Origin of the sequence: Rubrivivax gelatinosus (genome assembly GCF_004340905.1) — a bacterium.
GTDB classification, from domain to species: Bacteria; Pseudomonadota; Gammaproteobacteria; order Burkholderiales; family Burkholderiaceae_C; genus Rubrivivax; species Rubrivivax gelatinosus.
This window is the reverse complement of record NZ_SLXD01000003.1, coordinates 174604-198108: the sequence shown is the minus strand read 5'-3', so window position 1 is coordinate 198108 and position 23505 is coordinate 174604. Positions and strand designations below refer to the sequence as shown.

The 23505-nt window shown below is 69.3% G+C and carries 24 protein-coding genes; 14 read left to right on the top strand and 10 right to left on the bottom strand.

Going from position 1 to position 23505, the window contains the following annotated elements:
• Nucleotides 1–52: 52 nt before the first annotated feature.
• On the bottom strand, nt 53–892 hold the full coding sequence (locus tag EV684_RS06450) for a cobalamin B12-binding domain-containing protein (RefSeq protein WP_132645385.1): 840 nt from the start codon (nt 890–892) through the stop codon (nt 53–55).
• Nucleotides 893–1115: 223 nt separating this feature from the next.
• Between EV684_RS06450 and bchF the strand changes: the two genes are divergently transcribed.
• The 14 genes from bchF to EV684_RS06380 all read left to right on the top strand — a co-directional run bounded on the left by bchF (nt 1116) and on the right by EV684_RS06380 (nt 16575).
• Nucleotides 1116–1625: a 2-vinyl bacteriochlorophyllide hydratase gene (bchF, locus tag EV684_RS06445; protein ID WP_132645384.1), complete on the top strand. Its 510-nt coding sequence runs from the start codon at nt 1116–1118 to the stop codon at nt 1623–1625.
• Nucleotides 1622–2905 carry a ferredoxin:protochlorophyllide reductase (ATP-dependent) subunit N gene (locus tag EV684_RS06440; protein WP_132645383.1) on the top strand — a complete coding sequence of 428 codons (1284 nt, stop codon included), beginning with the start codon at nt 1622–1624 and terminating at the stop codon, nt 2903–2905. The genes bchF and EV684_RS06440 overlap by 4 nt, the downstream gene beginning before the upstream one ends.
• 1 nt (nt 2906) lies before the next feature.
• Entirely contained in the window at nt 2907–4520 is a 1614-nt protein-coding gene (bchB, locus tag EV684_RS06435; RefSeq protein ID WP_132645382.1) for a ferredoxin:protochlorophyllide reductase (ATP-dependent) subunit B, read from the top strand.
• Nucleotides 4492–8202 carry a magnesium chelatase subunit H gene (locus EV684_RS06430; RefSeq protein ID WP_132645381.1) on the top strand — a complete coding sequence of 1237 codons (3711 nt, stop codon included), beginning with the start codon at nt 4492–4494 and terminating at the stop codon, nt 8200–8202. The genes bchB and EV684_RS06430 overlap by 29 nt, the downstream gene beginning before the upstream one ends.
• A gap of 43 nt (nt 8203–8245) precedes the next feature.
• Nucleotides 8246–9154, top strand: a complete 909-nt coding sequence (gene bchL / locus EV684_RS06425; RefSeq protein WP_132645380.1) for a ferredoxin:protochlorophyllide reductase (ATP-dependent) iron-sulfur ATP-binding protein — start codon at nt 8246–8248, stop codon at nt 9152–9154.
• A gap of 5 nt (nt 9155–9159) precedes the next feature.
• Entirely contained in the window at nt 9160–9861 is a 702-nt protein-coding gene (gene bchM / locus EV684_RS06420) for a magnesium protoporphyrin IX methyltransferase (protein WP_132645379.1), read from the top strand.
• Nucleotides 9858–11306 carry a BCD family MFS transporter gene (locus EV684_RS06415; protein ID WP_132645378.1) on the top strand — a complete coding sequence of 483 codons (1449 nt, stop codon included), beginning with the start codon at nt 9858–9860 and terminating at the stop codon, nt 11304–11306. The genes bchM and EV684_RS06415 overlap by 4 nt, the downstream gene beginning before the upstream one ends.
• Nucleotides 11307–11331: 25 nt before the next feature.
• Nucleotides 11332–12090: a photosynthetic reaction center subunit H gene (gene puhA / locus EV684_RS06410; RefSeq protein WP_132645377.1), complete on the top strand. Its 759-nt coding sequence runs from the start codon at nt 11332–11334 to the stop codon at nt 12088–12090.
• Complete coding sequence (gene puhB, locus EV684_RS06405) at nt 12087–12770, top strand: photosynthetic complex putative assembly protein PuhB (RefSeq protein ID WP_132645376.1); 684 nt, start codon at nt 12087–12089, stop codon at nt 12768–12770. Before puhA ends, puhB begins: the two co-directional genes overlap by 4 nt.
• Nucleotides 12767–13231, top strand: coding sequence for a photosynthetic complex assembly protein PuhC (gene puhC / locus EV684_RS06400; RefSeq protein WP_132645375.1), 465 nt, complete (start codon nt 12767–12769; stop codon nt 13229–13231). The genes puhB and puhC overlap by 4 nt, the downstream gene beginning before the upstream one ends.
• 18 nt (nt 13232–13249) lie before the next feature.
• Nucleotides 13250–14326, top strand: a complete 1077-nt coding sequence (gene acsF / locus EV684_RS06395) for a magnesium-protoporphyrin IX monomethyl ester (oxidative) cyclase (RefSeq protein ID WP_132645374.1) — start codon at nt 13250–13252, stop codon at nt 14324–14326.
• 13 nt (nt 14327–14339) lie between these two features.
• The gene (gene puhE / locus EV684_RS06390) at nt 14340–15170 is read left to right on the top strand and encodes a putative photosynthetic complex assembly protein PuhE (RefSeq protein WP_132645373.1); all 831 of its coding nucleotides are present in this window, start codon (nt 14340–14342) and stop codon (nt 15168–15170) included.
• Nucleotides 15160–16194 (top strand): phytoene/squalene synthase family protein, encoded by a 1035-nt coding sequence (locus EV684_RS06385; protein WP_132645372.1) that lies wholly within the window; start codon nt 15160–15162, stop codon nt 16192–16194. The genes puhE and EV684_RS06385 overlap by 11 nt, the downstream gene beginning before the upstream one ends.
• Before the next feature lie 114 nt (nt 16195–16308).
• Nucleotides 16309–16575, top strand: coding sequence for a hypothetical protein (locus tag EV684_RS06380; RefSeq protein ID WP_132645371.1), 267 nt, complete (start codon nt 16309–16311; stop codon nt 16573–16575).
• A gap of 24 nt (nt 16576–16599) precedes the next feature.
• Here EV684_RS06380 and EV684_RS06375 read toward each other — a convergent pair whose 3' ends face one another.
• The 9 genes from EV684_RS06375 to pufB all read right to left on the bottom strand — a co-directional run bounded on the left by EV684_RS06375 (nt 16600) and on the right by pufB (nt 23498).
• Complete coding sequence (locus EV684_RS06375) at nt 16600–17310, bottom strand: carotenoid 1,2-hydratase (RefSeq protein ID WP_200222267.1); 711 nt, start codon at nt 17308–17310, stop codon at nt 16600–16602.
• 137 nt (nt 17311–17447) lie between these two features.
• Nucleotides 17448–19025, bottom strand: coding sequence for a 1-hydroxycarotenoid 3,4-desaturase CrtD (gene crtD, locus EV684_RS06370; RefSeq protein WP_132645370.1), 1578 nt, complete (start codon nt 19023–19025; stop codon nt 17448–17450).
• A complete protein-coding gene (locus EV684_RS06365) occupies nt 19018–19788 on the bottom strand; it encodes a spheroidene monooxygenase (RefSeq protein WP_132645369.1) in 771 nt (256 codons plus the stop codon). Before EV684_RS06365 ends, crtD begins: the two co-directional genes overlap by 8 nt.
• Nucleotides 19789–19830: 42 nt before the next feature.
• A complete protein-coding gene (gene pufC / locus EV684_RS06360; protein ID WP_132645368.1) occupies nt 19831–20928 on the bottom strand; it encodes a photosynthetic reaction center cytochrome PufC in 1098 nt (365 codons plus the stop codon).
• Complete coding sequence (pufM, locus tag EV684_RS06355; protein WP_132645367.1) at nt 20928–21905, bottom strand: photosynthetic reaction center subunit M; 978 nt, start codon at nt 21903–21905, stop codon at nt 20928–20930. Before pufM ends, pufC begins: the two co-directional genes overlap by 1 nt.
• Before the next feature lie 18 nt (nt 21906–21923).
• Nucleotides 21924–22757 (bottom strand): photosynthetic reaction center subunit L, encoded by an 834-nt coding sequence (gene pufL, locus EV684_RS06350; RefSeq protein ID WP_242478372.1) that lies wholly within the window; start codon nt 22755–22757, stop codon nt 21924–21926.
• 121 nt (nt 22758–22878) lie between these two features.
• Entirely contained in the window at nt 22879–23082 is a 204-nt protein-coding gene (gene pufA, locus EV684_RS06345) for a light-harvesting antenna LH1, alpha subunit (RefSeq protein ID WP_132645365.1), read from the bottom strand.
• A gap of 11 nt (nt 23083–23093) precedes the next feature.
• Nucleotides 23094–23318, bottom strand: coding sequence for a hypothetical protein (locus EV684_RS06340; protein ID WP_242478374.1), 225 nt, complete (start codon nt 23316–23318; stop codon nt 23094–23096).
• A gap of 33 nt (nt 23319–23351) precedes the next feature.
• Nucleotides 23352–23498 carry a light-harvesting antenna LH1, beta subunit gene (gene pufB / locus EV684_RS06335; protein ID WP_009857107.1) on the bottom strand — a complete coding sequence of 49 codons (147 nt, stop codon included), beginning with the start codon at nt 23496–23498 and terminating at the stop codon, nt 23352–23354.
• Nucleotides 23499–23505 lie beyond the last annotated feature (7 nt).

Below are 23505 nucleotides of genomic sequence, written 5' to 3'. Positions count from 1 at the left end.
GCACTTGGTTCATGCGGCAGCTTCCCGAAATCCGGACACCAGCGTCGTGCCGTCATCGTTTCCCCGCTTTCGCCGCGACGAGCCTCGATGCCAGGACCGGGGCCTCGCGCGCGTCGCGCGCGGTGCCGTCGGCGCCCGCTTCGGCGGCGCGTTCGGGATGGAGGGCAAAGACAGGGCCTCCGACGATGACCGACATCCCGCGGTTGCGGGACGCCCGGCGCATCATCGTGATGCCATCACGAAGCCAGTCCAGGCGCGCGTCGACGCCGACGGACACCCCGACGACGTCGAACCACTCCCGGCGCACGCGGCGCACGGGATCTATCGAACGACTGTCGAGTTCGCAGACCACCTCCCAGCCGGCATGACGGAAGAACTCCGCCACCATCGACAGGCCGAAGGTGTGCTGCTCACCGGGGGCCGGCAGCAGCAGTGCGCGGCGGCCCTCGACCGGGACATGCAGATCGTGCCCGAGCGAAGGACTCAGCCCTCTCATGATACGGTGCAGGCGACCGAGAGCGACCGTGACGTCACTGAACATCACGAGGTCCTGCTCCCACATCTCGCCCAGACGCCGCGCCGCCGGCGCCAGCAGGTCCAGATAGATGAGCTCGACGGGAACACCACGCTCGCGCAGTGCGCCGACCATCTCGAGCCAGCCCGCATCACCCGGAGCAAGCGTGAACTCGATGAAACGGGCGAGATCGTCAGGGGAGAGAGTCGCCGCCGGGTCGACACGAACCGCACGCGACAGCAGCGGCACGACTTCGCCTTCGATGCTGCGCGCCAGCCGCGCCAGATGCTGCGGCACACGCGCCTCGGTGACGACGGCCTGGACGTCCTCGACGGTCGCCGGACAGTCGACCCTCGCGGCGCAGGCGGCCGGGCTCACGACGGGACTCCGGACGGCAACGCGGCGACCTCGCGGTGACCTTCACGCAAGCCCGTCGCGCCGCGCGCGCGGCGCGTCAGCGAACCGGATGCTCCGGCTTCGGTCATGCGAGCAACTCCCCAGGCGCGGGCGAACTGATCCCGCATGAGTCAAGGGTAGTGTCAGGTTCGCATGACGTCAACCCCTGTTGACATCAGGGGTGTCCCCGTCTAGATTCTGTGCCATGGGTCACAAGACCAACCTCGATCGCGGACCCACGGCGCCGCGCGTGCCTCCGCTGTACACGCCCGAAGAGCGCATTCGGCGCGACCGTTCGCCCTGGACGATCGTGCAGGGCGTGCTCGCTCCGCTGCAGTTCCTCGTCTTCCTCGTGAGCCTCGCGCTCGTCGTGCGCTACCTGATCACAGGTCAAGGCCACGACGCGGCGACGATCTCGATCGTGATCAAGACGGTGGTGCTCTACACCATCATGATCACCGGCGCGATCTGGGAGAAGGACGTCTACGGCGTCTACCTCTTCGCCCCCGCCTTCTATTGGGAAGACGTGTTCAGCATGCTGGTGCTGGCGCTGCACACGGCCTACCTCGTGTCGCTGGCCACCGGCTGGCTTGATGACCGTCAACAAATGTGGCTGGCACTTGCAGCGTACGCGACCTACGTCATTAACGCCGGGCAGTTCCTCCTTAAGCTCCGGGCCGCGCGATTGAGCGCCCAGTCGGAAGCCTACGCATGAATGCCGTCATCGACATCGCCCCTGCCCCCACGCAGCAGGGCTGTGGCGACGCCCCTGTCCTGCGCGAGCGCGGGCAGCGTGAGGTGTTCTGCGGTCTCGCGGGCATCGTCTGGCTGCACCGCAAGATCCAGGACGCCTTCTTCCTTGTCGTCGGTTCGCGCACCTGCGCGCACCTGCTGCAGTCGGCCGCCGGCGTGATGATCTTCGCCGAGCCGCGTTTCGCGACCGCGATCATCGACGACCGTGACCTCGCCGGCCTGGCCGACGCCAACGCCGAGCTGGATCGCGTCGTCACGCGCCTGCTCGAGCGCCGCCCGGACATCAAGATGCTGTTCCTGGTGGGCTCGTGCCCGTCGGAAGTCATCAAGCTGGACCTGTCGCGCGCCGCCGAGCGCCTGTCGCGCAGCTTCACGCCGCGCGTGCGCATCCTGTCCTATACCGGCAGCGGCATCGACACCACCTTCACGCAAGGCGAGGACACCTGCCTGGCGGCGCTGGTGCCCGAGCTGCCGGCCAGCGAGGAACGCGCGCTGATGGTCGTCGGCTCGATCGCCGACATCGTCGAGGACCAGTTCCGCCGCGTCTTCGACGGCCTGGGCATCGGCCCGGTGCACTTCTTCCCCGCGCGCCACGCCGGCGAGATGCCGCCGGTCGGCCCGGGAACGCGTTTCGTGCTCGCCCAACCCTTCCTGGCGGACACCACGCGGGCTCTCGAACTCCGCGGCGCACGCCGCCTGGCGGCCCCCTTCCCCTTCGGCGCCGAAGGCACGACGCTGTGGCTGCAGGCGATCGCGCGCGAGTTCCAGGTCGAGGCGACCAAGTTCGTCTCGGTCATCGGGCCGCGCCGCGAGCGCGCCGCACGCGCGCTGGCGCACCACCGCGTGCAGCTCGAGGGCCGCAAGGTCTTCTTCTTCCCCGATTCGCAGCTCGAGATTCCGCTGGCCCGTTTTCTCGCGCGCGAAATGGGCATGGTGCCGGTCGAAGTCGGCACGCCCTACCTGCACCGCCAGCTCGTCGCGTCCGAACTCGCGCTGCTGCCGGCGGGCACCCAGCTTTCCGAGGGCCAGGATCTCGAGCGTCAGCTCGACCGGTGCCGCGCCGCCCGCCCCGACATCGTCGTCTGCGGCCTGGGCCTCGCGAACCCGCTGGAAAGCGAGGGGCTCACGACCAAGTGGTCGATCGAGCTCGTCTTCACGCCGGTGCACGGCTTCGACCAGGCCGCCGACCTGGCCGAGCTGTTCACCCGCCCGCTCGCCCGGCGGATGAAACTGGTCGCCTGACATGCAGTTGACCCTCTGGACCTACGAAGGCCCGCCGCACGTCGGCGCGATGCGCGTCGCCACCGCGATGGACGACGTGCACTACGTGCTGCACGCGCCGCAGGGCGACACCTACGCCGACCTGTTGTTCACGATGATCGAGCGGTTGCCGCGCCGCCCGCCGGTCACCTACACGACCTTCCAGGCTCGCGACCTCGGCGGCGACACCGCCGAGCTCTTCAAGACCGCCTGCGCCCAGGCCTTCGAGCGTTTCCGCCCGAACGCCATGCTGGTCGGCGCCTCGTGCACCGCCGAGCTGATCCAGGACGACCCCGGCGGCCTGGCACGCGCGCTGGCGCTGCCGGTTCCCGTCATCCCGCTGGAGCTGCCGTCGTACCAGCGCAAGGAGAACTGGGGCGCGTCCGAGACTTTCTATCAGGTCGTGCGCACGCTGGCCGGCCCGAACGCGCCGGCACCCGGCACGCCGCGGCCCGCGCGCGAGCCCGGCGCCAAGCCGAGTTGCAACATCCTCGGCGCGACCGCGCTGGGGTTCCGCCATCGCGACGACGTGCGCGAGATCACCGGCCTGCTGGGCGAACTGGGCATCGAGGTGCGCACGGTGGCGCCGCTGGGCGCCTCGGCCGGCGACATCGCCCGCCTGGGCGAAGCCGATTTCAACGTCGTGCTCTACCCCGAAACCGGCGGGCAGGCCGCGAGCTGGCTGCAGCGCTTCTTCGGCCAGCCCTTCACGAAGACGATCCCGATCGGCGTCGGCGCGACCAAGGCCTTCATCGCCGAAGTGCTGCAGTTGGCCGGACTGCCAGCCGACACGCCGCTGCCCGACGCGATGTCGCGCTCGCCCTGGTATTCGCGTTCGGTCGACTCGACCTACCTCACCGGCAAGCGTGTCTTCATCTTCGGCGACGCCACGCACGTCGTCGCGGCGGCACGCGTCGCGCATCAGGAGATGGGCTTCACCGTCGTCGGCCTGGGCACCTACAGCCGCGAGTTCGCGCGCGACGTGCGCGAGGCCGCCAAGCTCTACGGCGTCGAGGCGCTGATCACCGACGACTATCTGGAAGTCGAGGCCAAGGTCGCCGAACTGCACCCCGAGCTCGTGCTGGGCACGCAGATGGAGCGCCACATCGCCAAGCGCCTGGGCGTGCCCTGCGCGGTGATCTCCGCCCCGGTGCACGTGCAGGACTTCCCCGCGCGCTACTCGCCGCAGATGGGCTTCGAGGGCGCCAACGTGCTGTTCGACAGCTGGGTGCACCCGCTGATGATGGGGCTGGAAGAGCACCTGCTGACGATGTTCCGCGGCGACTTCGAGTTCCACGACGGCGCGGCGGCCTCTCATCTCGGCCGTGCCGCCGTTCCGGCGCCGGCCGTGAGCACGGCGCCCGGCGTCGACGCGGCCGACGACACCCCGCCCGCCGAGGCTGCCGTCGCCCCCGCCGCTTCCGCGCCGATCACCGTCGCCCAGTGGGCGCCGGACGCGCAGAAGGAACTGCAGAAGATCCCGTTCTTCGTGCGCGGCAAGGCGCGCCGAAACACCGAGCGATTCGCCGCCGAGCGCGGCCTCGCCACCATCACCGTGGAAACGCTGTATGACGCCAAGGCGCACTTCGGGCGTTGACGCGACGCCCATCCGGGTCGTCATCGTCACGATGGACACCCACCTGGCGAGCGCTGCAGAGCGCGCGCGGGTCAACCTGCGCCGCGTGCTGCCGGGGCTGGAACTGACGCTGCATGCCGCGTCGGAATGGGCCAACGAGCCCGAAGGGCTCAAGCGCTGCATCGACGACATCCGCCAGGGCGACATCGTCATCGTGACGATGCTGTTCCTGGAGGACCACTTCCTGCCGCTGATGCCGGTGCTGCAGGAGCGCCGCATGCAGTGCGACGCGATGGTCTGCGCGATGTCGGCCGCCGAGGTCGTCAAGCTGACGCGCCTGGGCGGCTTCGACATGGACAAGCCGGCCTCGGGGCCGCTGGCGCTGCTCAAGCGCCTGCGTGGCAACAAGGACAAGGCCGCCACGGGCGGCGCCGCGCAGATGAAGATGCTGCGCCGCGTGCCGCAGCTGCTGCGCTTCATCCCCGGCACCGCCCAGGACGTGCGCGCCTACTTCCTGTCGCTGCAGTACTGGCTGGGCGGCTCGGAAGAGAACATCTTCAACATGGTGCGTTTCCTCGTCGACCGCTACGCGGCCGGCGAACGCGCCGCGCTGCGTGGCCGCGGCAAGCCCGCGGCGCCGGTCGAGTACCCCGACATCGGCGTCTACCACCCGCGCATGAAGGGCCGCATCGGCGAGGACGCCGCTGCGCTGCCCAAGCTCGTCAAGGACGGCGAATGCCAGGGCCGCGTCGGCCTGCTGCTGCTGCGCTCGTACCTGCTGGCGGGCAACGCCGCGCACTACGACGGCGTCATCGCGGCGCTCGAGGTCCAGGGACTGCAGGTCGTGCCGGCCTTCGCCTCGGGCCTGGACTCGCGCCCGGCGATCGAACGTTTCTTCATGAAGGACGGCAAGCCGACGGTCGATGCCGTCGTCTCGCTGTCGGGCTTCTCGCTCGTCGGCGGCCCGGCCTACAACGACGCGCGTGCGGCCGAGGAGATCCTCGCCCAGCTCGACGTGCCCTACATCGCCGCGCACCCGGTCGAGTTCCAGACGCTGGGCGAGTGGGGCGGCTCCGACCGCGGCCTGCTGCCGGTGGAAAGCACCATCATGGTCGCGATCCCCGAGCTCGACGGTGCGACCAGCCCGACGATCTTCGGCGGCCGCTGCGGCGCCGCCGGCACCACCTGTGCCGGTTGCGACAAGGGCTGCCAGTTCAGCACCAGCGACAACTCGCAGGACATGCGCAGCTGCTCGGAGCGCACCGCCACGCTGGCCGCACGTGTCGCGCGCCTCGTGTCGCTGCGCCGCGCCCGGCGCGCCGAGCGCAAGGTCGCGGTCGTCATCTTCAACTTCCCGCCCAATGCCGGGAACATCGGCACCGCGGCCTACCTGTCGGTCTTCGAGAGCCTGTACGAGACGCTCAAGGGCATGAAGGCCCAGGGCTATGCCGTCGAGGTGCCGGAGAGCGTCGACGCGCTGCGCGACGCGGTGCTGAAGGGCAACTCGCAGACCTACGGCGCCGACGCCAACGTGCACGCGTTCATCCCGGTGGACGACCACGTGCGCCGCGAACGCTGGTTGAAGCAGATCGAGGCCCAGTGGGGCCCGGCGCCCGGCCGCCAGCTGACCGACGGCCGCTCGATCTTCGTGCTCGGCGCCCAGTTCGGCAACGCGCTGGTCGCGATCCAGCCGAGCATGGGCTACGAAGGCGACCCGATGCGCCTGCTGTTCGAGCACGGCTTCGCGCCGACGCACGCGTTCTCGGCCTTCTACCGCTGGCTGCGCGACGACTTCAAGGCCGACGCGGTGCTGCACTTCGGCACCCACGGCGCGCTCGAGTTCATGCCCGGCAAGCAGACCGGCATGTCCGGCATGTGCTGGCCCGACCGCCTGATCTCGGACCTGCCGAACTTCTATCTCTACGCGTCGAACAACCCGTCCGAAGGCGCGATCGCCAAGCGCCGGGCCGCCGCGACGCTGATCAGCTACCTGACGCCGCCGGTGGCCCAGGCCGGGCTGTACCGCGGCCTGCTCGAGCTGAAGGCTTCGCTGGAACGCTGGCGTGCGCTGGAACCGGATGCCTCCGAACGCGCCGAGTACGTGTCGGTGATCCAGGCCCAGGCCGCCGAGCTCGAACTCGCCGCCGCCGAACCGGCCTGGACGCCGGAGCAGGCCGAGACCGAAGTCCAGCGCCTGACCGCCGCCGTGCTCGAACTCGAGTACACGCTGATCCCGCACGGCCTGCACGTCGTCGGCAAGCCGCTGACCGAAGTCCAGCGTGTCGACATGCTGATGTCGATGGCCGGAGACACCCCGCCGGAGCGTTCGGTGGTCGAGGCCATCGTCGCCGGCAAGGCGGTCAGCGGCCATGACGACCTGGTGCGCGCCAACCGGCTGCTGGCCCAGGACACCGAGGTGGCGGGCATCCTGCGTGCGCTCGACGGCCGTTTCGTGCCGCCGGCGCCGGGCGGCGACCTGCTGCGCACGCCCGAGGTGCTGCCCACCGGCCGCAACCTGCACGGCTTCGACCCGTTCCGCATCCCCAGTGCCTTCGCCGTCAAGGACGGCACGCGCCTGGCGCAGCTGCTGCTGGACCGCCACGTCGCCGACGGCAACGCGCTGCCGGAGTCGGTCGCGCTGGTGCTCTGGGGCACCGACAACCTGAAGACCGAAGGCGGCCCGATCGGCCAGGCCCTGGCGCTGATGGGCGCGACGCCGCGTTTCGACAGCTACGGCCGCCTGGCCGGCGCGACGCTGATCCCGCTGGAGCAGCTGGGCCGCCCGCGCGTGGACGTCGTGATCACGCTGTCGGGCATCTTCCGCGACCTGCTGCCGCTGCAGATCAAGCTGCTGGCCGAGGCCGCCTACCTGGCGGCCACCGCCGACGAGCCGGCCGAGCAGAACTTCGTGCGCAAGCACGCCCTGGCCTACATGCAGCAGCACGGCTGCGACATGGAGACGGCCGCGCTGCGCGTCTTCGGCAACGCCGACGGCACCTACGGCTCCAACGTCAACAACCTGGTCGAGAACGGCCGCTGGGACGACGAGGACGAACTCGCCGAGACCTACAGCCGCCGCAAGGGCTTCGCCTACGGCCGCGCCGGCAAGCCGATGCAGAAGGCCGAGCTGCTGCAGAGCGTGCTCGCCGATGTCGACCTCGCTTACCAGAACCTCGACTCGGTCGAGCTGGGCGTGACGACGATCGACACCTACTTCGACACGCTGGGCGGCATCAGCCGCGCGGTGCGCCGCGCCAAGGGCGGCACCGCGACGCCGGTCTACATCGGCGACCAGACCAAGGGCGACGGCACCGTGCGCACGCTGTCCGAGCAGGTCGCGCTGGAGACCCGCACGCGCATGCTCAACCCGAAGTGGTACGAAGGCATGCTGGAACACGGCTACGAAGGCGTGCGCCAGATCGAGGTCCACGTGACCAACACGATGGGCTGGTCGGCGACGACCGGCCAGGTGCAGCCCTGGGTCTACCAGCAGCTCACCGAGACCTTCATGCTCGACCCCGAGATGCGCGAGCGCCTCGCGCGTCTGAACCCCGCCGCCTCGGCGAAGGTGGCCAACCGCCTGATCGAAGCGTCCGAGCGCCAGTACTGGAGCCCGGACCCGGAAGTGCTCGAAGCCCTGCGCCGCGCCGGCGAAGAGCTGGAAGACCGCCTCGAAGGTGTATACGAAGGAACTCCAGCATGACGACGACCCCGGGGCAGTACGCCCGGACCACGGAGACGCAGGCATGAACACCGCCACGATCTCCCCCAGCCAGATCGGCCGTGGCGGACGCCCGGACGGTGAAGGCAGCGTGCAGGTGCAGATGGAGACCGGCGCCAAGATCGGCAACGCCAAGGTGTTCGCGATCTACGGCAAGGGCGGCATCGGCAAGAGCACGACCTCGAGCAACCTGTCGGTGGCCTTCAGCAAGCTCGGCAAGCGCGTGCTGCAGATCGGCTGCGACCCCAAGCACGACTCCACGTTCACGCTGACCAAGCGCATGGTGCCCACCGTCATCGACGTGCTCGAGACGGTGAACTTCCACCCCGAGGAGCTGCGTGTCGAGGACTTCGTCTACGAGGGCTACAACGGCGTGATGTGCGTCGAGGCCGGCGGCCCGCCGGCGGGCACCGGCTGCGGCGGCTACGTCGTCGGCCAGACCGTCAAGCTGCTGAAGGAACACCACCTGCTCGAAGAGACCGACGTCGTCATCTTCGACGTGCTCGGCGACGTGGTCTGCGGCGGTTTCGCCGCCCCGCTGCAGCACGCCGATCGCGCGCTGATCGTCACCGCCAACGACTTTGACTCGATCTTCGCCGCCAACCGCATCGTCCAGGCGATCGGCGCCAAGGCGAAGAACTACAACGTGCGCCTGGGCGGCATCATCGCCAACCGCTCCGACGCCACCGACCAGATCGACAAGTTCAACGACCGCATCGGCCTGCGCACGATGGCACGCATCCCGGCGCTGGACGTCATCCGCAAGAGCCGGCTGAAGAAGGCCACGCTGTTCGAGATGGAGGACACGCCCGAGGTGCGCGCGGTGCAGGCCGAGTACCTGCAGCTCGCCCAGCGCCTGTGGGACGGCGTCGACCCGCTGTACTGCGAGCCGATGAAGGACCGCGACATCTTCGACCTGCTGGGCTTCGACTGAACGCCATGGACAACGCGAGCTACCAGAACCGCCGCGGCGAAGTCGAGCACTACTTCGACCGCACCGCCGCCCAGACCTGGGCGCGGCTGACCTCGGACGCCCCGGTCAGCGGCGTGCGCGCCACCGTTCGTGCCGGCCGCGACCGCATGCGCACGACGCTGCTGTCCTGGCTGCCGCAGGACCTTCGCGGACGCCGCGTGCTCGATGCCGGCTGCGGCACCGGCGCGGCCTCGATCGAACTCGCGCGCCGCGGCGCCGAGGTCGTCGCGATCGACCTGTCGCCGACGCTGGTCGGCTACGCCCGCGAGCGCCTGCCCGAGTCGCTGGGCCCGGGCTCGATCGACTTCCGCAGCGGCGACATGCTCGACCCGGCGCTCGGCCGCTTCGACCACGTCATCGCGATGGACTCGGTGATCCACTACGACGCGCCCGACGCGGTCCAAGCGCTCGCCAAGCTCGCCGAGCGCACCTCGACCTCGATGGTCTTCACCTTCGCGCCGCGCACCGCGCTGCTGTCGCTGATGTGGACCGTCGGCAAGCTGTTCCCGCGCGGCGACCGATCGCCCTCGATCGTGCCCGTCGCCCCCGAGCAGCTGCGTGCGCTGATGGCCGCGCATCCGGGGCTGAAGGACTGGCAGTGGGGCCGCAGCGAGCGCATCGCCAGCGGCTTCTACACCTCGCAGGCCACGGAGTGGAAACGCTCGTGAAGGCGCCCCCGGCCCTGCCCGACCCGCTGCGCGAATGGCTGCAGCGCGTCGTGCCGCGCCTGATGCCTTTTGCCGACGCGGCCAGCCCCGGGCTGCCGCTGTCGCGCCTGCTGCGCCTGGCGCTGTTCCAGGTCTCGGTCGGCCTAGCCACCGCGCTGCTCGTGGGCACGCTCAACCGGGTGATGATCGTCGAGCTGGGCGTGCACGCCTGGATCGTCTCGATGATGGTCGCGCTGCCGATGCTGGCGGCGCCCTTCCGGGCCTTCGTCGGCTTCCGCTCCGACATCCACGCCTCGGTCATCGGCTGGCGCCGCGTGCCCTACATCTGGCTGGGCACGCTGATGCAGTTCGGCGGCCTGGCGATCATGCCGTTCGCGCTGCTGGTGCTGACCGGCCAGGGCCAGCTCGGCCTGGGCTGGGTGGGCCAGATCTTCGCCGGCATCGCCTTCCTGCTCGTCGGCGCCGGCCTGCAGACCACGCAGACCACGGGCCTGGCGCTGGCCACCGATCTGGCGAGCGAAGAGTCGCGCCCGCGCGTCGTCGCGCTCATGTACGTGATGCTGCTCGTCGGCCTGGTCGGCGGCGGCATGACCTGCTCGGCGCTGCTGTCGGACTTCTCCGAACAACGGCTGGTGCAGGTGGTCCAGGGTGCGGCGGTGCTGACGGTCGCGCTGAACCTGATCGCCGTCTGGAAACAGGAAGCACGCGACCCGAACCGCCGCCGCAGCAAGGACCAGCCGGCGCCCGAGTTCCGCACGATGTGGCGCGGTTTCATCGAGCAGCCGCAGGCGCGGCGTTTCCTCTGGATGGTCGGCCTGGGGACCGCGGCGTTCAACATGCAGGACATCGTGCTCGAGCCCTACGGCGGCGAGATCCTGAAGCTGAGCGTGGCCGCCACGAGCACCCTGACGGCCCTGCTGGCCGGCGGTGCGCTGGTCGCGTTCGCGCTCGCCGCACGCATGCTGGCGCGCGGCTGGGATCCGCTGCGTGTCGCGGCCCTGGGTGCGGTCTGCGGACTGCCGGCGTTCGCGCTGGTGGTCTTCGCCGCACCGATGGATTCACCGGCGATGTTCCGCATCGGCACGGTGATGATCGGTTTCGGAGGCGGTCTGTTCTCGGTCGGCACGCTGACGGCGGCGATGGGAATGGAGCGCAAGGAGCACGTGGGTCTGGCCCTCGGCGCCTGGGGCGCCGTTCAGGCCACGGCCGCCGGCGGTGCGGTTGCAGCCGGCGGCGCGATGCGCGACCTCGTGTCGAGCATGGCGACGCAGGGCCTGCTGGGCCAGGTGCTGGTCAGCCCCGTGACCGGCTACAGCTTCGTGTATCACCTCGAGATGATCCTGCTGTTCGCGGCGCTCGTCGCGATCGGCCCGCTGGTGCGCCGCGCGGGGCGGCGGCAGCAGCCTGACCACAACCAATTCGGACTGGCCGATTTCCCCGGCTAGCGAGATTCGCGAGAAGGAGAACCCCATGGGAACCGGTGCCATCACATCCTACGTCGACGTTGCGCAGCTCGTGCTGTACGCCTTCTGGGCGTTCTTCGCGGGCCTTTGTTATTACCTGATCCGTGAAAACCATCGCGAGGGCTACCCCGAGATGGACAGCGGCACGGGCCGCGGTGTCATCACCGGCTGGCCGGTGCCCGAAGCCAAGACCTTCAAGCTGGCCGACGGCCACGAGCACGTCGTGCCGAAGGCCGAAGCGCCGCAGGACAATCTCGCCGCCGAACCGGCCCACGCCTGGATCGGAGCGCCGCTGGTCCCGACCGGCAATCCGCTGCTGGCCGGCGTCGGCCCGGGCGCCTGGACCGAACGTGCCGACCGCGTCGACACCGACGGCGACGGTGGCGTTCGCATCCTGCCGCTGCGCCTGGTGCCGGACTTCGACGTTGCCCACCAGGACCGCGATCCGCGCGGCCTGCCGGTGGTTGGCGCCGACGGCGTCGAGGCCGGCACGGTCATCGACCTCTGGGTCGACACGCCGGAAAACCTGTTCCGTTACCTCGAAGTCGAACTGCCCGGCGGTGCGCGCAAGCTGCTGCCGATCAACTTCGTCAACTTCAAGCGTGACGCGGTGAAGGTCAAGGCCATCCTCGGCTCGCAGTTCGCCGACGTGCCCGCGACCAAGCATCCGGAACAGGTGACGATGCTCGAAGAAGAGAAGATCTGCGCCTACTACGGCGCCGGCACGCTGTACGCCGAGCCCGCACGGCAGGAGCCCCTGCTGTGACACACGGCCACCGGCACACCACCGGGCACGAGCACGATTACGAGCCCGTGCACGGACTGCCGGAGGTCCTCCCTGCCGAGGAGCACATCCTCTGGCAGGGCAGTCCCGACTGGCGCGCCCTCGCACGGCGCGCCTTTCACGTGCCTGCGCTGGTGCTGTATTTCGCCGCCGTCCTGGCGGCCCGTGCCGGTTACGTGCTGAGCCAGGGCGGCAGCGCCGGCGACGCACTGCGCGCGCTCGTCGTACTGCTGCCTCTGGTCGTTTTCGCGCTCGTGCTGATCACCGGGCTCGCCTGGCTGACCGCGCGCGGCGCCGTCTACACCATCACCGACCGGCGCGTCGTCATGCGCATCGGCATCGTGTTGACGGTGACCTTCAACATCCCGTTCAAGCGCATCGCGGCCGCCGGCCTGCGCCGTCATCGCGACGGCAGCGGCGACATCCCGATCACGCTTGTCGGCGGCGACCGCATCGCCTACCTGCACCTGTGGCCGCACGCCCGTCCGTGGCGCTACGCCAAGCCGGAGCCGATGCTGCGCTGCGTCCCCGAGGCCGAGGCGGTGGCCCGGCAGCTGTCGGAGGCCTGGTCGCGCGCCACCGAGCTGCCCGCCGTGCCCGCTGCGGCGCCCGGCGGCAAGCCCGCTGCCGGCAATCTCGCGGGCCAGGGTGCCGCTGCATGAGCGACACCATGCCCCGATCCAACGACCTGCCCCGCACGCCGCTGATCGCCATCGGCGTGCTGCTCGTGGCCGTCATCGTCGGCGTCGCCGCGGTGCGCCTGAGTGGGCAGTCCATCCGCGTGCCCGACGGCGATGCCGTCGCGACGCGCGCCCTCCGATTCGAGGATCGACCCGACGGCAGCATTGCCGTCATCGATGGACGCAGCGGCGTCCAGCTCGATTCGGTGCAGGGCGAGGCCGGGTTCCTCCGTGGGGCCCTGCGTGCACTCGCCCGCGAACGCATGAAGCGGGGCCTCGGCCCCGAGCAGGCGTTCGAACTCGTCGCCCGGAACGATGGTCGACTGACGCTGATGGACCCGGCAACGGGCGAGCGCATCGACCTGGAGTCCTTCGGCCCGACCAACGCCGGCGTGTTCGCGCGCCTGCTGAACGTCGAACCCCAGCAGGCCCCGGCCCGCTGACACACCACGGAGACCCTCATGCTCGCGACCCCGACGATCGAGTCACCCGAAGAGGCCGCCCGCAGGGCCAAGGAGAGCACGCTCCTGAGCCCGCGCTTCTACACCACCGACTACGCCGCGATGAACCGGATCGACGTCTCGTCGATCCGCGCGGAGTGGGACGCGATGTTGGCCGAGTACGAGGGCGACAACAACCACGACCACTTCCAGCGCACGCCCGAGTTCACGCAGGAGGTGGCCGAGCGTTTTTCGCAGGTGTCGCCGGAGCTGCGCCAGGAGTTCCTGGACTTCCTGGTGTCGTCGGTCACGTCCGAGTTCTCCGGCTGCGTGCTCTACAACGAGATCCAGAAGAACGTCGAGAACCCGGACGTCAAGGCGCTGATGCGCTACATGGCGCGCGACGAGTCGCGCCACGCGGGCTTCATCAACCAGGCGCTGCGCGACTTCGGGCTGGGCATCGACCTCGGCGGGCTCAAGCGCACCAAGGCCTACACCTACTTCAAGCCGAAGTACATCTTCTACGCGACCTACCTGTCCGAGAAGATCGGCTACGCGCGCTACATCACGATCTACCGCCAGCTCGAGCGCCATCCGGACAAACGTTTCCACCCGATCTTTCGCTGGTTCGAACGCTGGTGCAACGACGAATTCCGCCACGGCGAGTCGTTCGCGCTGATCCTGCGCGCCCATCCGCAGCTGATCTCCGGCGCCAACCTGCTGTGGGTGCGTTTCTTCCTGCTGGCCGTGTACGCGACGATGTACGTGCGCGACCACATGCGGCCCCTGCTGCACGAGGCGATGGGGCTGGAGTCGACCGACTACGACTATCGCGTCTTCCAGATCACCAACGAGATCTCCAAGCAGGTCTTCCCGATCTCGCTGGACATCGACCATCCGGCCTTCCGGGCCGGCATGGAGCGCCTGGTGCGCGTGAAGATCCGCGTCGATGCCGCCAAGGCGCGCGGCGGCCTGGTCGGCCGTCTGCAGCAGGCCGCCTGGGCCGTTGCCGGCGCCGCCACTTTCGCCCGCATGTACCTGATCCCGGTGCGCCGTCACGCGCTGCCGTCTCAGGTGCGCATGGCAGCCGCATGGTGAAAGCGAGGACACGATGCTGAGCGTGGCGATCCCGGTGCTGTTCGCGGTGTTCGTCTGGTGGTTCAGCACCGGGCTGATCCTGCTGCTGGACGGTCTGCCGAGAAAGACCTTCCGCTGGAGCCTGGTCATCTCGACCGCGCTCGCGGCGACGGCCTTCGGCGCCCTGGTCCACACCGCCGGCAACACGACGCCGGCCGACGCGTACTGCGCGTTCACCTGCGCGCTGCTGGTCTGGGGCTGGCACGAGCTGGCCTTCCTGACCGGCTGGATCACCGGGCCGCGCAAGACCGCGACGCCGCCCGGGGCCGGCACCTGGACACGTTTCGTGCACGCCATCCAGGCCATCCTGTGGCACGAGATCGCGATCATCAGCGTGGGCATCGCGATCATCGCCGTCACCTGGGGCGAGCCCAACCAGGTCGGCACCTGGACCTACCTGGTGCTCTGGACGATGCGCGCCAGCGCCAAGCTCAACCTGTTCCTGGGCGTGCGCAACCTGAGCGAGGAGTTCCTGCCGGAGCACCTGAAGTACCTCGTCAGCTTCTTCCGCCGCCGGGCGATGAACCTGCTGTTCCCGATCTCGGTCACGGTGCCGACGATCATCGCCGGGCTGATGGTCCAGGAGGCGCTGCTGCCGTCCACCGCGCCGGCGATGCACGTCGGCCTGCTGCTGGTCGCGACGATGCTCGGCATGGCCGTCATCGAGCACTGGATGATGGTCCTGCCGCTGCCGGTCGCCGCGTTGTGGCGCTGGGCGCTGCGCTCGCGCGAGCCGGGGGAGCCGCGCGATCCGCCTCCGCTTCTCGTGCCCCCGCCGGACAACAACCTGCTCCATGCCCGCTGACCTGCGCATCTCCTCCGAGATGCAGGCCTGCCGCGAACTGATGCGCGGCGGCTCGAAGTCCTTCTTCGCTGCCTCGCTGCTGCTGCCGCAGCGCGTACGTGCACCCGCCACCGCGCTGTATGCCTTCTGCCGCGTCGCCGACGACGCCGTCGACCTCAGCGGCGACCCGCATGCGGCGATGGCCGAACTGCGCTCGAGGCTGGACGACGTCTACGCCGGCACGCCAGCCCCGATCGCCGCTGACCGCGCGCTGGCCTGCACCGTGCACCGCCACGGCCTGCCGCGCGTGCTGCTCGATGCGCTGCTCGAGGGCTTCCTCTGGGACGCCGACGGCCGCCGCTACGAGACCCTCGCCGATGTCGAAGCCTACGGCGCGCGCGTCGCCGGCACCGTCGGCGCCGCGATGGCGGTGATCATGGGCGTACGCTCGCCGCAGGCGCTGGCGCGCGCCTGCGAGCTCGGCGTGGCGATGCAGTTCACGAACATCGCACGCGATGTCGGCGAGGACGCCCGCAACGGCCGGCTTTACCTTCCCCGCGAGTGGCTGCGCGAAGCCGGCCTCGACGTCGACGCCTGGCTGAAGAATCCGGTGCACTGCCCGCCCGTCGCGCAGACGGTGCGACGGCTTCTGCGCGCCGCCGACGAACTCTACGAACGCTCGGAGCACGGCATCGCTGCGCTGCCGCGTGACTGCCGCCCGGCGATTCGAGCCGCACGGCTGGTCTACGCCGAGATCGGGCACCGGCTCGAACGCGACGGGCTGGATTCGGTCAACCGCCGTGTGGTCGTGCCGGCCCGCCGCAAGGCGGCACTGATGGCGCGTGCGGCATCCGCGGCGCTGAACATGCCGAGCCGGACCCAGGCCTCGATCACGCCGCTGCCGGCGATCCAGTACCTCGTCGATGCTTCCGTCGCCCCCGCCGCCACGCTCCCGGGGCATCGGCCGCTGCCGCGCTCGTTCAACGAGCGCCTGGGCTGGGTGCTCGAGCTGATGGAGCGCCAGGCCGCGCGGCGCGGCGTCTGAGGCCGCCTCGCGCGACCCACGAACGCGGGAGCGAGGCTGACGACAGTCAAGACGGACCGGTCTGGCGCGAAGAAGTGGCGCCACGCCGGACCTGAAGCGCGCTAGATTTCCGTCATGGTCGAAAAGGTTCTCGCTGCCATCGGTCTGGCCGTCTGCATCGCCCTGCTGCTGGGCATGCTGATCGGTCGTGGTCGCGTGGCCGAGATGGTGCAGCGCACGCGCTCTGCCTGGCGCTGGAACCGGCAGCGCCGCAGCGCCGAACGCGAGGCCGTCGAGGTCATCGAACGCGCGCGCCGCGGCGCGCCGAACGTGCAGCGCGAAGGCAACGTCTACCGCCCCAGCTCCTTCAACGGCCGCCGCGCCGACGACCACCAGGAGTGAGGCCGGCGCCCCGCCGGCCCGTATTCAGCCCCGGCGCGGCATGCGCCAGGGCAGCATCAGCCGCACCGGCAGCGTGATCACGCGCGGCAGCAGCATCGTCTCGTGCACCGAGGTCACGACCTCGCCGAGCAGCCCCGAACGGACCATCGAACGGGCGTAGAACGGCGTGTCCTCGAGCGTCTGCTCCACCGCCGCCGGCACGCCCGGCTCGGTACGCATCGTGCGGCCGATGCGCCACAGCGTCGTCGGCAGCGGCTGCCGCGGGGGCGCCTCGAAGCTCTCGGTGCTGCCGTCGAGCAGGAAACGTTCGGCGATGACGCGGTCGCCTCCGACCTTCTGGCGCACGTCGTAGATCACCGCGGTGCTGCCGTCGGCCATGGTCGCGCGCGACCAGTCCCATTCGTGGAACGGGCGGTCGATCGGCTCGTCGCCTTCGTTCGAATCGAGATAGGCGTGGCCGCTCCAGCGCACCCGCGGGCTGTCGAGCTCGACCTCGATGCGGCTGCAAGGCGCGATCGGGCCCCAGCGGTGGCGCCCGCCGCTGTCCAGCGCGGTGACGAAGCGGCACAGCGCCTTCGGCCAGATGCGCACCCTGCCCTTCACCCGACGCGGGATCGGTGCGCCGATCTCGTCGAACTCGACCAGCAGCGACTCGCCGTCCCAGTGCAGCCGGCTCGGGCCGATGACGAACTCGTCGCGGCTGCGGCGCATCCAGCGCCGGCCGCGTTCGGTCATCGTCCAGCGTTTGCCGGCATCGCCGTACAGCGCGATGTTCAGCGCGCAGTGGTTCTCCGGGTCGGCGCGGTCGGCCCGCGGCCCTCCGGCCCAGGCGTAGTAAGGCGAGAAGACGCTGCCGACGAAGGCGATGAAGGTCAGGCCATGCCGCCCGTCGTCGCTGACCGCGTCGACATACCACCAGAGATAACCACCCGGCGGGACCGGCTGGTCGAATCGAGGTGCGCCATCAGCGTCTCGGCCGCCAGCCGGCCGGACATCGCCGCCATCGGCACACCCGGCCCCGGGTGAACGCTCCCGCCCGCCAGATACAGCCCCGGCAGCCGGCTCGTCGACGACGCTCGGTGGAACGAGGACATCCAGCCGTGCGTCGCCGGGCCGTACAGCGCCCCCCCCGTCGCCGGGAACAGCCGCTCGAAGTCCGCCGGCGTCACCAGCCGGTGCGTCTGCGGGCTCCACTCGATCGACAGGCCGCACTCGCGCATCAGCGCCAGACTCCGCTGCTCGCATGGTTCGGTCTCCGAAACGTCGAAGGGCCGTCGGTCCCCGTCGGCTGGTGCGTTCACCAGGCAGAGCAGGCGCTCGGGGGCGTCCGACCCGGTGCCTTCGTCGGTGCGATCCTGCGCACAGACGTAGACGGTGCCGCGCCGCGGCAGGCGGCGCTGGCGGAAGATGTCGTCGAACTCGGACGCGTAGTCCTCGTCGAAGAACACGTTGTGGCGCACCAGCGGGAAGCCGCTGGTGCGTGCGTTGACCAGCCAGGTCAACGCCGACAGCGAGCGCCGCGCGGGTGCCACCGCCGCCGTCGCGCGCCGTGCAGGGTCACCCAGCAGGCCCTGAGCCAGCGCGTTGACGTCGCCGTTGAACACCACCGAGTCCGCGGAGATCTGCTCGCCATCGGCCAGGCGCACGCCGACGGCACGGCCGTCGCGCACCAGCACCTGCTCGCAGGCGCAGCCGAAACGCAGCTTGACGCCGCGCGCCTCGGCCAGCGCCGCGAAGGCCTGGGCCACGGCATGCATGCCCCCTTCGACCGCCCAGACGCCGTCGAGCTCGACCTGCGCGACCAGCATCAGCGTCGCCGGCGCCATCCACGGCGAGGCGCCGCAATAGGTGGCGTAGCGGGCGAACAGCTGCTGCAGCCGCGGATCGCGGAAGTGCCGCGACAGCGAGCGCCAGAGGTTGGAGAACGGGCCGATCTGCATCAGCGCCATCAGGCCGCGCGGCCCGAGATCTCCGACCATGCTGCCCAGCGTCGGACGCTCGGAGCGGATGTACGGGCCTTCCAGGTGGTCGTAGAGCTGGCGCGCCTGGCGGCAGAAACCGAGGAAACGCTGCGCCTCCTGCGGGCCGCTGAACTCGCCGATCGCCTCGGCCGAACGCCGGATGTCGGCGAACAGGTCCAGCCGCGGCTCGTGGCCGCGCCAGGCGTGCCGTGCGAGCACGCCCAGCGGCTGCAGCTTCAGGTGGTCTTCGACCTTCGCCCCGGCGGCGGCGAAGATCTGGTCGAAGACCCAGCGCATCGTGAACACCGTCGGGCCGGCGTCGATCGGCGCCCCGTCGACCAGCACCCGACGCATCTTGCCTCCCGGCGCCGCGGCCTTCTCGACGAGGGTGACGTCCAGACCGCGGGCCGCCAGCAGCAGCGCGCTCGTCAGCCCCGCGATGCCGGCGCCGACGACGACCACCCGGTGCGTGCGTTGTGCATCAGCCATAGCGGCGCCCCTTCCAGACGCCGTCGATGGCCAGCGGCACGAAGCGCACGAACATCGACTCGGAGAAGAACTCGCGCGAGGCCTGGATCGCACGTTGGTGGGCACCGGTGCGTGCGTAGGCATCCATGGCCGCGACGCTGTCCCACACGCTGAAGGTGGCCTGTCGCAGGAACGGTGCCTCGCCGAGCCCCACCGCCAGCCGGCACCCCTGGGCGCGTTCGAGCGAGTCCTGCGACGGCCCGGCGTTGGGCCAGAAGCGGTGCGCCTGCGACAGACGGATCGACGCACGCGTCAAGGCCGCCACCGGCCCGCCGGCAGGCGCAGGAGAGCCGACACGCAGCTGGTGGCCGTCCCAACTGCCGCGAGCGCTGTACGGACGGGCCTTGACGATGCAGAGCTCGCGCGCGTTGCGCTGGTAACTGCGGACGAGCTCGGAGTGGTCGATGAAGGCATCGGCCGCGGCCTCGTCCTCGAAGAGCACGAACAGGCCCTGGCGCGTGGCGCTCGGGCGCAAGCCGAAGCCGCCTTCGTAGCCGGTGCCCAACTGCTTGGCGAAACGTGCACCGGGCTCGGCAAGCGCTGGCACGGTGCCGGCGATGAAGCGCCCGTAGCCCCAGAAGCGCGCGGCCGGGGCGACATCGACCAGCAACAGGACGAGCACGTCGCCGCCGGCGGTGACCGCTGGCGGGGGCTGGACCGAGAAAGAAGAAACCGCCGGGCCCTGTTGGGGGGCGCCGGCGGCAGTGCTGAGTTCGTTTGTCATGCGCAACGGCCGCGGCGGTGGCCGCGGCCGCCGTTCAACACGTCACTTCGCGGCGGTAGCCACCGTGGCGACCGGCGCGGCCGACGCGGCGGCGTCGACCGGAGCGGCTTCCACGGCCGGAGCGGCCGCAGGCGGCAGCGCTTTCAGGCCCGGGTAGTCCTTGGCCATCTGCGCGCCGTACAGCGGCTTGTAGGCACCCTGGTGGCAGGTGGCGCAGTTGATCTTCGCCACGTCGCCCGTCGGGCCAAGCCGATGCGCGGGGAAGGACTTCGTCAGCCCGTCCATGAAGTTGTTGTTGAGGTCACGCGCCATGCGGATGCCGTACCAGGCCGTCGCGCGTTGCGGCGCGGCGTTCTCCCAGCTGCCGAAGCCGTTGGTGTTGTGGCAGTACGTGCAGTTGACGCCCAGCGCGCCCGAGAAGTGCATCATCAGGCCATAGCTCTTCTCGGCCTGCTTGATGTCGGCCGTCGAAGTGCCTGCCGGCAGCGCCGTCGTCGCGTAGATACGAACGTTCGTGTCGTCCTTCAGGAAGGTCGTGAACGGATCGTAGGGCAGCGAGGTCAGCCCGACGACCTTCTCGGCCTGGTTCTGGCCGTCGAGGTTGCCGATGAAGTCCGAACGCTTGTTCTGCGGCGCGGCGGTGAACCAGATCTCCTTGGGGACCGGCTGACCACGGTGGCAGGTGTAGCAGGTGACGCCGGTAGCGGCGACGTGCTGCGTCCACTGGGCGTTGATCTTCTGCGTCATCTCGAGCATCCGGCGCGAGACGACCTTCTGATACTTCGAGTCGTCGGCGAGATTCTCGGTATGGCAATAGTTGCAGCCCTCGGTCGGCGACACCCACTCGGTGATCGCCGCCATCTGCCGCGTGAACTCCGCGACCGACAGGTGGCCCAGAACCTTGACGTTCTGGAACACCTGGTTGGCGCGCGGGCCCGAGTCGTCGGCCACCGGCGTTGCCACCGGAGCCTGCTGCGTCGGGATCTGCTCGGCGAGCGTGCGCGGGTTGACGATGTGCTGCATGCCGGTGCCGCGGTAGCCCCGCTGCACCGACTCCACCGGCGGACGCTCGCATCCCGCGAGCAGGACCGCCGCGGTCACGGCGACGGTAAGGGTCGTAAAACGAACCGCGAGTGCCATCACTTGACTCCCTGCAGGGTGGCGGGGTCGATCGTGGGCGCGAACACCGCCGGGTAGGCCGGTGCCACGCCGTGCTTCACGGCCCACAGATACCAGTTGTCGACGACGGTACCCGACAGCAGGATGCCGATGCCGCCGCACAGCGGGCACAGCACGGCGAACCACCACGCCCAGCGGTGGATCGACTCGGTCGTCGCGTTGAAGCCCATCGTCCAACGCCAGAACAGCTGGGCACGTTCCGAGGCGGTGCCACGGTCGGCGATCTGCTCCAGTTCCCGCTCGCCGCCGAAGCGGCTGACGGCCAGGATCGTCGCGCCGTGCATCGCGAACAGCAGCGTCGCGCCGTACAGGAAGGCGATCGAGAGCGCGTGGAACGGGTTGTAGAACAGGTTGCCGTAGCGCAGCGAGAACGCGGCGGTCCAGTCCAGGTGCGGGAAGATGCCGAACGGCACGGCTTCAGACCAGCTGCCCATCAGCACCGGGCGGATGAAGCCCAGCACCAGGTACAGCCAGATCGCCGCCGCGAAGGCCCAGGCCACGTGCGTGCCCATGCCCAGAGCGCGGGCGCGGGTGTACATGCGGACCCACCACAGCAGGATCGAGATCGTCAGGAACAGGCCCGCCATCAGCCACCAGCCGCCGTCGTTGAGCGGCGGCAGCTTCAGGCCGTACTGCGGAGACGGCGGCTCCAGCGCCAGCCAGAAGAACTGGCGGAAGAACTCGATCGGGTTCCAGCCGACCGAAGCCAGCATGTTGAAGCCGATGATCATGGTCGCCAGGCTGCCGAAGACGATCGACAGGATGCCCAGCGGGCCCAGGTAGATCGGCCCGATCTGCGCCATGCCCAGACGCCCGAGCAGGTGGATCTGCCAAGGCTTCTTGCCGGTGCGCGGGCTGTCCCTCTCGGGCAGCGGCACACCCATGTGCGCCGGCCCTGCGACCTGCACACGCGTGAAGATGTTTTGATACTCAGCCATTGGGTTTCTCCTGCGGGCTCAGTTGAGCGGCCACTGACTCCAGACGGGCAGATTCAGCCACCAGCCCCACCACTCCGGCCAGCCACGCGTCCAGAACGGACCGCTGATCACGATGCAGACCGCGCTCCAGAAGGCCGCCGACAGCGCCAGGAACAGGCCCAGGCGGTGGATACCGAGCGAACCGATCGAATAACCGACGGCGTCGCGGAAGAACGTGTCTTCGTGATCCGTCGTCTTCATCGGCTCACCCTTCTTCGGGTTGGCCGCCGACAGGATCAGGCCCCCGTGCATGGACATGGCGAGCGTCGTCGTGAAGAAGAACGTGATCGCCAGCATGTGTGCCGGGTTGTAGTGGAAGTGCAGATATTGGTAGCCCACGTTCGACACCCAGTCCAAGTGACTGAAGATGCCGTACGGAAAGCCGTGGCCCCAAGCGCCCATCAGAACCGGGCGGATGACGACCAGCGTGACGTAGGCAAAGATCGCGAAACCGAAAGCGATCGGCACGTGGTATTGCATGCCGAGCTTGCGGCAGATCTCGACTTCACGCAGCGCCCAGGAGACGAAAGCCCCGATCGCGCACACCGTGATGATCTGCCAGAGCCCGCCTTCCATCAGCGGTGCAACGCCCAGCCCGTACTTCAGGTCAGGGGGCGCAATACTGATCTGCCAAAGATTCCACGTCGGCCCCTGCGAAGCGCCCCAGATGATCAACGCGGTTCCCAGGACCGAGAAGAAGAGCGTCGTCACGCCGAAGAAGCCGACGTAGAACGGTCCGACCCAGAAGTCGAAGAGATCGCCCCCGACCAGCGTGCCGCCGCGCACCCGGTATTTCTTCTCGAAACTCAGCATTGCCATATTGATTCCTCCGACCGACGGGTCGCCACCGACAACCCGAACGGCGAGTTTGTAGTTGCAGCGGGTCGAAACCGGTCACGACCGGTCTCACCCGCATGCACTGGCGTGGCGCTCTTTACTTCGCCTGCGCCAGGGACGTCACTTCGGCAGGAACCGGGGCGATAGCCGTCGCCGCCGGCGCCTTCTTCGCGCCGTCCATCCAGTTGTACTTGTTCGTGCCCAGCAGCATCAGGTGAATCAGGACGGCGAGACCGAGAAGGAACACCGCCTGGGCCACCATGGCGCGCATCGGATCGAACAGACGCCAAATTCTCCACATAATCCAAGCTCCTATAGCAAATGCGACATGAAGGTATAAACCGCTGCCTTGACGCCGCCAAAAATAGATTTCACACCTTCGGCACCCGGCAACCAGGAACGCCAGTGCCAACCGAGCAATTGCCCGACGAGGGCAATGATCAGAAACGCCACGTAGCTGAGCGCGAAGATGATCCAGAAACTTCTGGAGTCACCCGCCGCGACCGGCCGGGGCATTGCAGATTCGATATGGGCCATAACGCTCCCCTGTGACGGGTTACTACCAGGTACTTAGAGCCAGGGACGCCAGACCCAGACCAGGAAGTGGGCGACGACGGCGACCGCCGTGAAACCCACGAAACCTTGGACCCAGAACTTGTGGAACTCCTGGGCCTCGTCGTCGGTAAGCCCGGAGATCGAGCCCTTTCTTTCAGCCATGAGGAAA

What these genes read in the sequence shown, in the direction of transcription:
- bchF (WP_132645384.1), top strand. Translation starts at nt 1,116, where the DNA reads ATGGGTCACAAGACCAACCTCGATCGCGGACCCACGGCGCCGCGCGTG.
- EV684_RS06440 (WP_132645383.1), top strand. Translation starts at nt 1,622, where the DNA reads ATGAATGCCGTCATCGACATCGCCCCTGCCCCCACGCAGCAGGGCTGT.
- bchB (WP_132645382.1), top strand. Translation starts at nt 2,907, where the DNA reads ATGCAGTTGACCCTCTGGACCTACGAAGGCCCGCCGCACGTCGGCGCG.
- EV684_RS06430 (WP_132645381.1), top strand. Translation starts at nt 4,492, where the DNA reads ATGACGCCAAGGCGCACTTCGGGCGTTGACGCGACGCCCATCCGGGTC.
- bchL (WP_132645380.1), top strand. Translation starts at nt 8,246, where the DNA reads ATGAACACCGCCACGATCTCCCCCAGCCAGATCGGCCGTGGCGGACGC.
- bchM (WP_132645379.1), top strand. Translation starts at nt 9,160, where the DNA reads ATGGACAACGCGAGCTACCAGAACCGCCGCGGCGAAGTCGAGCACTAC.
- puhA (WP_132645377.1), top strand. Translation starts at nt 11,332, where the DNA reads ATGGGAACCGGTGCCATCACATCCTACGTCGACGTTGCGCAGCTCGTG.
- puhC (WP_132645375.1), top strand. Translation starts at nt 12,767, where the DNA reads ATGAGCGACACCATGCCCCGATCCAACGACCTGCCCCGCACGCCGCTG.
- acsF (WP_132645374.1), top strand. Translation starts at nt 13,250, where the DNA reads ATGCTCGCGACCCCGACGATCGAGTCACCCGAAGAGGCCGCCCGCAGG.
- puhE (WP_132645373.1), top strand. Translation starts at nt 14,340, where the DNA reads ATGCTGAGCGTGGCGATCCCGGTGCTGTTCGCGGTGTTCGTCTGGTGG.
- EV684_RS06385 (WP_132645372.1), top strand. Translation starts at nt 15,160, where the DNA reads ATGCCCGCTGACCTGCGCATCTCCTCCGAGATGCAGGCCTGCCGCGAA.
- EV684_RS06380 (WP_132645371.1), top strand. Translation starts at nt 16,309, where the DNA reads ATGGTCGAAAAGGTTCTCGCTGCCATCGGTCTGGCCGTCTGCATCGCC.
- EV684_RS06375 (WP_200222267.1), bottom strand. Translation starts at nt 17,310, where the DNA reads ATGACCGAACGCGGCCGGCGCTGGATGCGCCGCAGCCGCGACGAGTTC.
- crtD (WP_132645370.1), bottom strand. Translation starts at nt 19,025, where the DNA reads ATGGCTGATGCACAACGCACGCACCGGGTGGTCGTCGTCGGCGCCGGC.
- EV684_RS06365 (WP_132645369.1), bottom strand. Translation starts at nt 19,788, where the DNA reads ATGACAAACGAACTCAGCACTGCCGCCGGCGCCCCCCAACAGGGCCCG.
- pufC (WP_132645368.1), bottom strand. Translation starts at nt 20,928, where the DNA reads ATGGCACTCGCGGTTCGTTTTACGACCCTTACCGTCGCCGTGACCGCG.
- pufM (WP_132645367.1), bottom strand. Translation starts at nt 21,905, where the DNA reads ATGGCTGAGTATCAAAACATCTTCACGCGTGTGCAGGTCGCAGGGCCG.
- pufL (WP_242478372.1), bottom strand. Translation starts at nt 22,757, where the DNA reads ATGCTGAGTTTCGAGAAGAAATACCGGGTGCGCGGCGGCACGCTGGTC.
- pufA (WP_132645365.1), bottom strand. Translation starts at nt 23,082, where the DNA reads ATGTGGAGAATTTGGCGTCTGTTCGATCCGATGCGCGCCATGGTGGCC.
- EV684_RS06340 (WP_242478374.1), bottom strand. Translation starts at nt 23,318, where the DNA reads ATGGCCCATATCGAATCTGCAATGCCCCGGCCGGTCGCGGCGGGTGAC.
- pufB (WP_009857107.1), bottom strand. Translation starts at nt 23,498, where the DNA reads ATGGCTGAAAGAAAGGGCTCGATCTCCGGGCTTACCGACGACGAGGCC.